Origin of the sequence: Streptomyces lushanensis (genome assembly GCF_001700515.1) — a bacterium.
Taxonomy (GTDB): Bacteria; Actinomycetota; Actinomycetes; order Streptomycetales; family Streptomycetaceae; genus Streptomyces; species Streptomyces lushanensis.
On sequence record NZ_MAUD01000006.1, the window covers coordinates 1 to 11,178 of the forward strand.

10 protein-coding genes and 1 riboswitch are annotated in these 11,178 nt (G+C 73.7%); of the genes, 3 read left to right on the forward strand and 7 right to left on the reverse strand.

The genetic code is table 11. From position 1 onward, the window contains the following. From BFF77_RS00150 to BFF77_RS00180, 7 genes are all read right to left on the reverse strand, one after another. Nucleotides 1–207: nucleotide-binding protein (locus tag BFF77_RS00150; protein WP_483855202.1), on the reverse strand; the 207-nt coding region annotated here is incomplete at its 3' end. Further along, nucleotides 201–800, reverse strand: a complete 600-nt coding sequence (cobO, locus tag BFF77_RS00155; RefSeq protein ID WP_066942464.1) for a cob(I)yrinic acid a,c-diamide adenosyltransferase — start codon at nucleotides 798–800, stop codon at nucleotides 201–203. The genes BFF77_RS00150 and cobO, both read right to left, overlap by 7 nt. Beyond that, a complete protein-coding gene (locus BFF77_RS00160; RefSeq protein WP_066942467.1) occupies nucleotides 800–2,932 on the reverse strand; it encodes a putative cobaltochelatase in 2,133 nt (710 codons plus the stop codon). Before BFF77_RS00160 ends, cobO begins: the two co-directional genes overlap by 1 nt. A 103-nt stretch (nucleotides 2,933–3,035) precedes the next feature. Beyond that, nucleotides 3,036–4,655: a cobyric acid synthase gene (locus BFF77_RS00165; RefSeq protein WP_066942469.1), complete on the reverse strand. Its 1,620-nt coding sequence runs from the start codon at nucleotides 4,653–4,655 to the stop codon at nucleotides 3,036–3,038. Continuing rightward, the gene (locus BFF77_RS00170; RefSeq protein ID WP_066942472.1) at nucleotides 4,652–5,707 is read right to left on the reverse strand and encodes a cobalamin biosynthesis protein; all 1,056 of its coding nucleotides are present in this window, start codon (nucleotides 5,705–5,707) and stop codon (nucleotides 4,652–4,654) included. The genes BFF77_RS00165 and BFF77_RS00170 overlap by 4 nt, the downstream gene beginning before the upstream one ends. A 33-nt stretch (nucleotides 5,708–5,740) precedes the next feature. Beyond that, nucleotides 5,741–5,881, reverse strand: a riboswitch (cobalamin riboswitch). Between the two features lie 45 nt (nucleotides 5,882–5,926). Continuing rightward, nucleotides 5,927–6,133, reverse strand: a complete 207-nt coding sequence (locus tag BFF77_RS00175) for a hypothetical protein (protein WP_066942474.1) — start codon at nucleotides 6,131–6,133, stop codon at nucleotides 5,927–5,929. A gap of 90 nt (nucleotides 6,134–6,223) precedes the next feature. Next, the gene (locus BFF77_RS00180) at nucleotides 6,224–7,462 is read right to left on the reverse strand and encodes an inorganic phosphate transporter (protein ID WP_066942476.1); all 1,239 of its coding nucleotides are present in this window, start codon (nucleotides 7,460–7,462) and stop codon (nucleotides 6,224–6,226) included. Nucleotides 7,463–7,637: 175 nt separating this feature from the next. Between BFF77_RS00180 and BFF77_RS00185 the strand changes: the two genes are divergently transcribed. The 3 genes from BFF77_RS00185 to BFF77_RS00195 all read left to right on the forward strand — a co-directional run bounded on the left by BFF77_RS00185 (nucleotide 7,638) and on the right by BFF77_RS00195 (nucleotide 11,051). Beyond that, nucleotides 7,638–8,300, forward strand: a complete 663-nt coding sequence (locus BFF77_RS00185; RefSeq protein WP_066942478.1) for a class II aldolase/adducin family protein — start codon at nucleotides 7,638–7,640, stop codon at nucleotides 8,298–8,300. A 92-nt stretch (nucleotides 8,301–8,392) separates the two neighbouring features. Continuing rightward, a complete protein-coding gene (locus tag BFF77_RS00190; RefSeq protein WP_066942482.1) occupies nucleotides 8,393–9,520 on the forward strand; it encodes an alpha/beta hydrolase family protein in 1,128 nt (375 codons plus the stop codon). A 133-nt stretch (nucleotides 9,521–9,653) separates the two neighbouring features. After that, nucleotides 9,654–11,051, forward strand: coding sequence for a hypothetical protein (locus BFF77_RS00195; RefSeq protein WP_425424321.1), 1,398 nt, complete (start codon nucleotides 9,654–9,656; stop codon nucleotides 11,049–11,051). Nucleotides 11,052–11,178 lie beyond the last annotated feature (127 nt).

Sequence of the window (11,178 nt, forward strand, 5' to 3'; positions counted from 1 at the left end):
CGCGTCGAGGTTCCGGCCGGGACGGGCCCGGCCGTCGCCGGACACCGCCAGCGCGTGATAACCCGGATCGATGTAGTCGGGCCCCACCTTGTGGGGCGACACGGTGAGACCGCGCTCCGAGAAGGCCGCCATCAGCCCCGTCGCGACCGTGGTCTTGCCACTGCCGGAGGCGGGCGCGGCGACGACCAGTCGCGGAACGCTCACCACTCGATGCCCCGCTGGCCCTTCTGGCCCGCGTCCATCGGGTGCTTGACCTTGGTCATCTCGGTCACCAGATCCGCGAAGTCCAGCAGTTTCGCCGGTGCGTTGCGCCCGGTGATCACCACATGCTGGGTCCCGGGACGGTCGCGCAGCACCTCGATCACCTCGTCCGTGTCCACCCAGCCCCAGTGCAGCGGATAGGCGAACTCGTCCAGGACGTACAGCTTGTGCGTCTCGGCCGCCAGATCGCGCTTGACCTGCTCCCAGCCCTCGCGCGCCGCCTCCTCGTTGGAGAGCTGGCTGTCGCGCTGCACCCAGGACCAGCCCTCGCCCATCTTGTGCCAGGCGACGGAACCGCCCTCACCGCTGGCCCCCAGCACCGTCAGCGCACGCTCCTCGCCGACCTTCCACTTCGCGGACTTCACGAACTGGAACACGCCGATCGGCCATCCTTGCGTCCACGCGCGCAGCGCGAGCCCGAACGCCGCCGTCGACTTGCCCTTGCCGGTGCCCGTGTGCACGAGTACCAGCGGTCGGTTGCGGCGCTGGCGGGTGGTGAGACCGTCGTCCGGCACGGTCTCCGGCTGTCCCTGCGGCATTACGCGGCCCTCCTGGAGCGATCGTTGTGTCCGGCACGCCGGTGGTCGGCACCGACCTGTTGTACGTCCCTGACCAGGCCGGCGATGCTGTCGGCCCGCAGTTCGTCGAGCGTGACGGCCGTGCCCGCGAGCGCGGCGGCGAGCGAACCGGCCAGACCGAGCCGTACCGGCCCCGACTCGCAGTCCACGACCACCGAGGCCGTTCCCTCCGCCGCGTGCAGCCGGGCCGCGTGGGCCGCCAGTGCCACCGGATCGGGGCCGCCCGTGGCGCGCCCGTCCGTCACCACCACCAGCAGCGGACGGCGCGCGGGATCGCGCATCCGCTCCACCCGCAGGACGTCATGGGCCTTGAGCAGCCCGGCGGCGAGAGGTGTGCGCCCGCCCGTCGGCAGCGACTCCAGCCGGGCCGCCGCCGCGTCCACCGACGAGGTCGGCGGCAGCGCGATCTCGGCCGCCCTGCCCCGGAAGGTGACCAGACCGACCTTGTCGCGGCGCTGGTACGCGTCCAGCAGCAGCGAGAGCACGGCGCCCTTGACCGCGCCCATCCGCGCTCTGGCCGCCATCGACCCGGAGGCGTCGACCACGAACAGCACGAGATTTCCCTCGCGTCCCTCGCGCGTCGCCTGCCGCAGATCGTCTTTGCGGACGAGCAGACCGGGACCGCCGCGTCCGCGCGCCCGCTGGTGCGGGGCCGCGGCCCGCACGGTCGCCGAGAGATGCAGCTTGGTCAGCGCGCCCCGGGGCCTGCGGGACCCGGTCGTCCTGCCGTGTTCGGTACGGGCCCGGGAGCGGCGCCCGGCGGCGCCCTCGCCCAGACCGGGCACGCTCAGCGTCTTCGTGCGGAACGGCTCGGCGGCCGGTACGGCCGGCTGCTCACCCGCCCCGGCCCCGGCGCCCGCCCCGGCGCTCCTCTCCGTGCTCCCGGGCCCGCCTGCCGGCTCCGGCTCCCGCTCGGACTCCGGCCCCGGCTCCACGGGCGTGTCGTCCCGTCCCGCCCCGGACTCCCTCGGCGTGTCGGACGCTTCGGGACCGCCCTGCGGCGGAACGCCCCCGCCACCGGGCCCGTCCGGGCCACCGGAGCCGCCGTCGTCCCCGCCGCCGTCCGGGTCGTCGTCGTCCTCGCCCTTGAACCGTTCCAGCGTGTCGTCGAGCCTGTCCTCGTCCAGCCCGGGCGCGTCGAAGGGATTGCGGCGCCGCCGGTGCGGCAGCGCCAGCAGCGCGGCCCGCCGTACGTCCTCGGCGCGCACGTCCCTCCGCCCGTCCCACGCGGCCAGCGCCGTCGCGGTCCTCGCCATCACGATGTCCGCGCGCATCCCGTCCACCTCGAAGGCGGCACAGGTCGCGGCGATCTGGAGCAGCGCGGCATCGCCGAGCCGTACCTCGGGCAGCAGTGCGCGGGCCGCGACGATCCTGGCCCGCAGCGCGCTCTCCTCGTCGGCCCAGCGCGCCGCGAAGGCGGCCGGATCGTCGTCGTACGCCAGCCGCCGCCGTACCACCTCCACCCGCCGCTCCGGCTCCCGCGAGGCCGCGACCTCCACGGTGAGCCCGAAGCGGTCGAGCAACTGCGGTCGCAGCTCGCCCTCTTCGGGATTCATCGTCCCGACGAGCAGAAAGCGCGCGGCGTGCCGCACGGACACGCCCTCGCGCTCCACGTACGAGGCGCCCATGGCGGCGGCGTCCAGCAGCAGGTCGACCAGATGGTCGTGCAGCAGGTTGACCTCGTCGACATACAGCACGCCCCGGTGCGCGTCCGCGAGCAGTCCGGGCTCGAAGGCCTTCACGCCCTCCGAGAGCGCCCGCTCGATGTCCAGCGCGCCGACGAGCCGGTCCTCGGAGGCACCGACGGGCAGTTCGACCATCCGCGGCGGCCTGGAGACACCCGGACCGCTTTCGTGCGGTCCGTCCGGGCACAGCGGGTCGGGCGCGGCGGGATCACAGCCGAAGCGGCACCCGGCGACCACCGCCAGCTCCGGCAGCAGGGCGGAAAGGGCCCGTACGGCCGTGGACTTCGCCGTGCCCTTCTCGCCGCGTACGAGGACTCCGCCGACCGCCGGACTGACCGCGTTGAGCAGCAGGCCCAGCCGCAGATCGTCCATCCCCACGATGGCGGTGAACGGATAAGGGGTGCTCATGTGCTGATCGCTCCTTCGGGTACGGCGCCTTCGAACGGGGTCATGGCGTCTTCGCGTACGGCGTCTTCGCGTACGGCGCCGGCGGTCCGTACGGCGTCGGTGGTCACGGTGCTCCCGGGGGAATGAAGGGCAGCCCGGCCGGCGCGCCGTCCTCGATCAGCCGCAGCAGCGCGTCCGTGTCCGCGTGCTCCTCGATGAGGTCACCGAGGAGGTCGAGCTGTTCCTCGCGCAGCGCGCCGAAGCTCGTGCCGGGCGCCGGAACGAAACGCCGGCCCGCCGCCCGTGCCACCTCCGTGAGGAAGCGCCGCCGGAACGTGTCGCTCTCCAGCGCGCCGTGCCAGTGCGTGCCCTGGACCGCGCCCACCCGGCAGCCGTCCAGCGCGCGTCCGTCCGCGTCGGAGACGAAGGCGTCGCCGCCCCGCACCTCGGCGACGCCATGATGGATCTCGTACCCCTCCACCGACGCGCCGAGGGCCGTCCCGGACGGTCTGGCCAAGGTCTTCTCCCGGGCGAACCGCACCCGTACGGGCAGCAGCCCCAGCCCGGCCACGGCGCCCGCCCGTGACTCCACCTCGTCGTCGATGTGCTCACCGAGGATCTGATAGCCGCCGCAGATCCCGAGCACGGGACGGTCCTCGGCGGCCCGCAGGGCGAGCGCGTCGGCGAGCCCGCGCTCCCGCAGCCACGCCAGCGCCCTCACCGTGCCGCGCGTGCCGGGCACCACCACGAGATCGGCGTCGGCCAGCTCCTCGGGACGGTCCACGAACCGCACGACGACGCCCGGTTCGGCCGCGAGCGCGTCCACATCGGTGAAGTTGGACATCAGCGGTACGGCGCAGACCGCGACCCGCAGCACCTCCTCGCCGTACGGCCGGGTCACCGGGGACTCGCGCACGGCGCCGCGCAGCGAGACGCGCAGTCCGTCCTCCTCGTCGATGCCCAGACCGTGCCGCCAGGGCAGCACTCCCAGCGTCGCCCGGCCGGTCAGGCCGCGCAGCATCTCAAGACCGGGCTCCAGCAGGGACACATCGCCCCGGAACTTGTTGACGAGATAGCCCGCCACCAGCTCCTGGTCCCGCGGGCCCAGCAGCGCGGTCGTACCGAAGAACGAGGCGAAGACCCCGCCGCGGTCGATGTCACCGACCACCACCACCGGCAGCCCCGCGGCCCGGGCGATGCCCATGTTCACGATGTCGGTACGGCGCAGATTGATCTCGGCCGGGCTGCCCGCGCCCTCGCAGATCACGGCGTCATGGGTGCGGCGCAGCTCCTCCAGACACTCCAGGACCGGGCCGAGCAGAGCCTCCCGGTGTCCGCCGCGCAGCACGTTCCGGGAGGAGAGCCCGCCGGACGGCAGCCCTTCGGACGAAGGGCCTTCGGAGCTTCCGAAGAATCCCTTGGCACTCATCTCGCCCACCGGGCGTCCCATCAGCACCACCTGGCTGCTGCGGTCGCCGCCGGGCTTCAGCAGGACGGGATTCATCAGCGCGGTCGGCTCCACCCGGGCCGCCTGGGCCTGCATCGCCTGCGCCCGTCCGATCTCCGCGCCCTCGCGCGTCACGAACGAGTTCAGCGACATGTTCTGTCCCTTGAAGGGCGCGACCTTCACCCCACGGCGTACCAGCCACCGGCAGATCCCCGCCGTGACGACGCTCTTGCCCGCGTCCGAGGTGGTCCCGGCCACCAGCAGACCTCCGCCGCGCCCCCGCCCGTTCCGGCTCATCCGCGTCCCTTTCCGGTGCCGGTCGTGCGGCGGCGTATCGCGCCGTACGCGAACCGGCCGGCGACACAGACCGCGAGGGCGTATCCGCTCACCCGGCGCGACAGCCGTACGGCCCGTTCGATGTCCGCGGTCTCCACGGGCCGCCCTTCGCCGTTCAGTACGGGCCGGTGCTCGACCCGTCCGCCGTACGCGAGCGTCCCGCCGAGCCGTACGCCCAGCGCGCCCGCGAACGACGCCTCCACCGGACCCGCGTTGGGACTCGGATGCTTCCGCGCGTCCTGCCGTACCGCCCGCAGGGCCGCGCGGGGATCGCCGCCCGCCAGCACGGCCAGCGCGGCGGTCAGCCGGGCCCCCGGCCAGCCGGCCAGATCGTCCAGCCGGGCCGACGCCCAGCCGAATCTGCGGTAGCGGGCGGACTTGTGACCCACCATCGCGTCCAGCGTGTTCACCGCCCGGAATCCCACGAGCCCGGGGACGCCCGCGAGCGCTCCCCACACCAGCGCGCCCACGACGGCGTCCGAGGTGTTCTCGGCGACGGACTCCACGACGGCACGGGCGATCCGCTGTTCGTCCAGCGCCTGCGGATCGCGCCCGCACAGCCGTGGCAGCCGCTCCCTCGCCCGCTCGACGTCCCCGGCGGTGAGCGCCGCGCCGATGGCGCGTGCCTCCCGGCCGAGCGATGTGCCGCCGACGACGGACCAGGTGGCCAGGGCGGTCAGCGCCACGGAGGCGGTCCGGCCCTCGCTCGTGGCTCGTACGCCCGGCAGGGCCCGCTCGATCCCCGCCGCCTGTGTGCTCCGCGCGGCGACGACCGCGAGGCCGACGGCGCCTCCGGCGCACACCAGGGTGTGCAGCGCGCCCCAGCCGCGGTGGTCGTGCCACAGCGCCCGCTCGACGGCCCCCGCCGCCCGCCCGAACGCGGCCACCGGATGTCCTCGGCGCGGATCGGCGAACACCCGGTCCCCGAGCAGTCCCAGGGCCGCGCCGTACGCGAAGGTCCGCCCGGCGGCCGAACCGCCGCCGCGCACGACGGCCGAACCGCTGCCAGGCATGGCGAAATGTCCTCACTCAGGGTCCGCGCCCCGGCTCGACGTGGTGCGGCGGCGAGAGTTCCTGGCTCCTGGGAGAGGCTCCCAGTGACAGTGGCGGGACCGCGCCGGATTCGCACCGGCTTCCTCTTCTGCCGCCGTAAATGGCCCCGGCAGTCCACCACGCCCGCGAACACCCGTCAACTCATCGCTGACCTGCGACGGGAGGGGGTGAGGCGCGGGTCACGCGACGATCAGCCAGATCCCGTACGCCACGGCCGCCGCGCACAGGGCGAAGCAGGCGTACGCGCCCGCGCGCGTCAGGGCCGCCGGGCCCGACTCCCGCTTGGCGAGCCCCACCACGCCCAGGGTGAACAGACCCACGAGGGCGACGGTCGCCACGAGGCTGACACCGAAGACGGAACCGAGCGCTGCCCAGTCGATGTTCATACGTTCGCTCTTCCTTGAGACCGCGGCGGTACGGACCGCGGTGGATTCAGGTCGCGGTGGATTCAGACGTGTGGTCCGGACCGCGGGGAGTCAGACCGCGGCTGTCCGGGCCGTCTCGCCGGAGCTGCCCGGCGGGGACGGAATGGTGGTCGACAGATCCTGGGCCGTACCGGCCGTGAGGCCGTCGGCCAGGACACCGGCGGGCTCCGCGCCCGGGAATCCGGCCTCGTCCATGTCGGTGACATTGGTGTGGTCGACCGGGCGGCGGCGCGAGGCGAGCCAGATCGCGCCGGAGCACGCGAGGAGCAGCGCGGCGACGACCGGGACGCCCCAACCGCCCTGGCCGGTGAGGAACTCCGCGCAGGCCGCGATCAGCCCCGCGGCGGGCAGCGTCAGTCCCCAGGCGATGAACATCCGGGTGGCGGTCGACCAGCGGACCGCACCGCCCTCGCGGCCGAGTCCCGCGCCCATCACCGCGCCGGAGCAGGACTGGGTGGTGGAGAGCGAGAAGCCGAGGTGCGAGGAGGCCAGGATGACCGTCGCGGCGCTGGTCTGGGCGGCGAAGCCCTGCTGCGGCCTCAGGTCGGTGAGACCGGTGCCCATGGTGCGGATGATGCGCCAGCCCCCGAGATAGGTACCGAGCGCGATCGCCGTGCCCGCGGAGACGATGACCCACAGCGGCGGATTGGAGCCGGGAGCGAGGACGCCGCCGGTGACGAGCGCCAGCGTGATGACGCCCATCGTCTTCTGCGCGTCGTTGGTGCCGTGCGCGAGGGAGACCAGACCGGCGGAGGCGATCTGTCCCGCGCGGTAGCCCTTGGCCGTCGCGCCGTCGTCCGTACGGCGGCCGATACGGTACGTCAGTCTCGTGGCGAGCAGCGCCGCGAGACCGGCGACGACCGGCGCGGCGAGCGCGGGGATCAGCACCTTGGTGACGACGACACCGCCGTTGACCCCGGAGGTGCCGACGGACATCAGAGTGGCGCCGATCAGCCCGCCGAAGAGGGCGTGGGAGGAGCTCGACGGCAGACCGACCAGCCAGGTGAGCAGATTCCAGAGGATGGCGCCGACGAGCGCCGCGAAGATCACTTCGGTCCGGATGCCGTTCTCGTTGATCAGCCCGCCGGAGATCGTCCGGGCGACCTCCACGGAGAGGAACGCGCCGACCAGGTTGAGCACGGCGGACATGGCCACCGCGGTCCTGGGCCTCAGGGCCCCCGTCGAGATGGTCGTCGCCATCGCGTTGGCGGTGTCATGGAAACCGTTTGTGAAATCGAACACGAGCGCCGTCACGATCACGATCGCGAGCAGCAGTGTGAGGTGTTCCATGTACCCAGGCAATCGTTCGACGGAGGGAGGCCCCGGTGAACGTAGGGAGTCGTGGTGAACGAGAGATGAACTCAAGAGGTCTTCACGGTGTCTCGAACTGACGCCGCGTGATTCTGTTCCGATGATCCGGAGAACGGGTGTACGGGCCGCCGGACACTCCTGGCAGGATCGCGGTATGACCGATCAGAAGAATCAGGACGCGATCGACCGGGCCTGGCGGGACCTGGTGGACACGGCCCGCAGAACGGCTTCCGAGGGGCTGGTCGTCGGCACCTCGGGCAATGTCTCGGTACGCGTCGGCGGACTCGTTCTGGTCACGCCGAGTGGAATTCCCTATGAACAGCTCGGTCCCGAGGACGCCGTCGGTGTCGATCCGGACGGCCGCCAGGTCCTCGGCCGGTTCACCCCCACGAGTGAGCTGCCGCTGCATCTCTCGGTTTACCGGCACACCTCGGCGGCGGCCGTGGTCCACACCCACGCGGTGCACGCCACCGCCGTCTCCACGCTCGTACCGGAGCTGCCGCTGATCCACTACATGGCGGCGGCGTTCGGCGGACCCGTCCGGGTCGCTCCGTACGCGCTGTACGGGACGGACGAACTGGCGGCGGGCATGCTCGACGCCCTGCGCGGGCGCACGGGCTGTCTGCTCCAGAACCACGGCACGGTGACCTACGGCGCCACTCTCGCCCAGGCCTACGACCGCACGGCCCAGTTGGAGTGGATGTGCCGTCTCTGGCTCACCGCCAGTGCCGTGCCGGGCCGTACGCCCTCGCTGCTCTCCGAGGCGCAGCTCCGGGAGGCCGGGGAGAAACTGAAGGGCTACGGACAGCGGCCCTGACCCGACCGGCGGCCCGGCTCCCCGTCCCGTCCCCGTACCCCGACGGACCGCGCCCGGTGGCCGGGCCGGGCGGCGGTGACGACACTGGGACCGTGCGTCCCGCTACAGCGACGGCAGCGGCCGTCTCCACCGTGATCGGCGTCGGCGCGGCCGCGGTCGCGGCCGGCCGGCTCGCCGGTGACGCCGCGCTCAAGGCGTCCCCCAGGCGGCCCCTGCCCGGCGATCCGAGGCTCACCGTGCACGCCACGGCGGCGGGCCAGATCACCCTGACCCGCTGTCTCGCCTCTCTGCGTCCTGGGGTGTACGGGATCGAGAGCCGGGGTCTCCACGCGGTCGTCGGACCGGTCCTGGAGGGCGTACGGCACCCGCCCGACACCGTCGTACGGAGACTGGAACGGGTCGGCCACGGCACCCTCGTCCCGGGCATGCGCGTACGCCTCACCCCGCAGGTCCACACCGGCGACCCGACCACCGCCCTCGGCATCGACCACCGGGAGGAGCGGATCCCGGGCGAACTCGGCTTCCTTCCCGCCTGGTTCGTGCCGGGCGCGCGGGACACCTGGGTGATCACCGTGCACGGCCTGGGCACCACCCGTGAGCATCCGCTCAACGTGATGGAGCTGCTCGCCGGGCTCCAGGTCGCCGTGCTCGATCCCGCCTACCGAGGCGATCCCGGCGCCCCGCCCTCCCCGGACGGCCTCGGTCATCTCGGCGACTCCGAGTGGCGCGACCTCGACGCGGCGATCCAGCACGCCGTCCGCTACGGCGCGGAGCGCGTGATCCTCTACGGCTGGTCCACCGGCGCCACGATGGCCCTGCACGCCGCCGCCAACTCCGCGCACAGCGAGCGGATCTCCGGGCTGGTGCTCGACTCGCCCGTACTGGACTGGGAGGCCACCCTGAAGGCCCTCGCCACCGCCCGCCGCACCCCCGGCGCGCTGCTGCCGCTCGCCGTCAGGGCGGCCCAGGGCAGAACCGGACTCCATGGCGGCCGGCTGCTCCAGGCCGCCGACCCGAGCAATCTGAACGTCCCGACCCTGATCGTCCACGGCCCCGACGACACCCTCGCCTCCTGGGATCCCTCCCGGGAGCTCGCCGCCCTGCGCCCCGGGCTGATCGGACTCCACGCCGTCGCGCACGCTCCGCACGCCGCGATGTGGAACGCCGATCCGACCGGCTACGAGGAGGCGCTGCGCCGCTTCCTCATCCCTCTCATGTAGCCGTCCGACAGGTCTCTTCCGTTCCGTCCCCGCCCTGGTCCAGGCCCGTCCGCGGCGGCCCCCGTCCGCGTTCCGGTGCCGACGGAACGGGTTCCGTTTGGGCTTTCGGGCGGTCACCGGGAAGACTGCTCCCGTGACGTCCCGAAAGCCTGATGAGCAATTGGCGCGCAACTCCAGACTCCGACTCGTCCGCCCGCGGCCGTTGACCACGGCCCGACGGGCCGTGACCGACGGACGCAACCGGCCGGCACCCCGGCCGCCCGAGGGCACTCCGCCCACCGCGGAGCTGGCCCGCCAGGCAAGGGAGGTCCTCGCCGACGCGGTACGGATCGCCCGCTGGGCCGCCGTCGACCGGGGCTCCGGCGCCGGTCCCTTCGGCGCCTCCGCGCAGGAACGGGCCGCCGCGGCGCTGGAGTTGACTCCGGAGCAGGTGCGCGCCGGCTGGGACCGGGCCAGGCTGGCCGGGCTCGTCGAGCTGCACGGCGGCACCGTACGGCCCGGCTGGCGGCTCCAGGCCTGGGACCGCGACGACAGCGCCGTCCAGCGCGGCTGGGTGGCCCTCTTCGACGCCTGGTCGCTGGTGCATCCGGCTCCCGAGGATGTCGAGACCTCCACGGTCGCCGAGGTCGTCGAGGCCGTCCCCCAGGTGCTCTCGCTGCTCCAGCTCTCGGCCGGGCCCGTGACCGTACCGGCCCTGCTCGATCTGCTGCGGCAGCGCGTCGCGGAGCTCCACGAGGAGCGCTGCGAGGTCCCGTACGGGCCGGGGCCCGCGCCCGCCGGGCCCACGGCTCCCGAGCCTCCGGACGAGATCCTGCTGCCTCCGCTGCTCGACTGGGCCCTCGAAGGTCTGGCCGCCGTCGGCGCGCTGACCCTGGGCAGGGGCCAGGCGACGCTCACCCCGCTCGGCAACTGGGCGGTCTGGGTCAAGCTGGAACAGATCTGTGTCGCCGCCCAGAGCCCCGCCGGCAATATCGAACAGTCCGCCCAGCACATGCTGCGCGGCTGTGCCGGGCTCACCCCGGGGCCGGCCCGCGCCGAATACCGTGCCTGGCTCGCCGCCCGGACCGTCGGCAGCGCCGTCACCGAGCTTCTCACCGTCGCCCGGGGCGAGGACGCGCTCCTGCGCGGCCTGGCCTTCGAGGCGCTGCGCGTCGTCGGCGCGCCGGCCGAGGCGGGCGTACGGGCAGCGGCCGAGGAGCCCTCGCTGCGTCCCTACGCCCTCCTCTGGCTGGCGGAGTACGAGGGCGCCGACCCGGACGACGCGGCCGATGTCCTCACCCGCGAGGAGTCGACCTGGCTCTGGGTGGACACCGCGGCGGCCGTCGCCGACCACGGCGAGAGCGATCTGCTGGTCCGCCATCTCGACTCGGCCGTGCAGGGCAATGTGCCCGCCCTGCTGGACGAGGTCCGGGCCGTCGGCCATCCCCGTACCGTCCAGGTCCTGGTCGCCCTGGCCGCCGCGCACCCGGATCCGGCCCTGGCCAAGGCCGTGCGCCGGGCCGCCTTCCAGGTGCACACCGGAGGCTCCTGACGTTCTCCGCCCGTTGACCCGCCCCGCCCGTACCGCGCCCGCGCGCCGTCCGTCCCGGCGGGCGGGCACCGGTACGGGCGGCGGTACCGGCCCGGCGGGCGGGTCCGTACGGCGGGCCCGCTGCCGA

Excerpts from the sequence above, each read along its gene's own strand:
- BFF77_RS00170 (WP_066942472.1), bottom strand. The coding sequence starts at position 5,707 with ATGCCTGGCAGCGGTTCGGCCGTCGTGCGCGGCGGCGGTTCGGCCGCC.
- BFF77_RS00185 (WP_066942478.1), top strand. The coding sequence starts at position 7,638 with ATGACCGATCAGAAGAATCAGGACGCGATCGACCGGGCCTGGCGGGAC.
- BFF77_RS00180 (WP_066942476.1), bottom strand. The coding sequence starts at position 7,462 with ATGGAACACCTCACACTGCTGCTCGCGATCGTGATCGTGACGGCGCTC.
- cobO (WP_066942464.1), bottom strand. The coding sequence starts at position 800 with ATGCCGCAGGGACAGCCGGAGACCGTGCCGGACGACGGTCTCACCACC.
- BFF77_RS00175 (WP_066942474.1), bottom strand. The coding sequence starts at position 6,133 with ATGAACATCGACTGGGCAGCGCTCGGTTCCGTCTTCGGTGTCAGCCTC.
- BFF77_RS00165 (WP_066942469.1), bottom strand. The coding sequence starts at position 4,655 with ATGAGCCGGAACGGGCGGGGGCGCGGCGGAGGTCTGCTGGTGGCCGGG.
- BFF77_RS00160 (WP_066942467.1), bottom strand. The coding sequence starts at position 2,932 with ATGAGCACCCCTTATCCGTTCACCGCCATCGTGGGGATGGACGATCTG.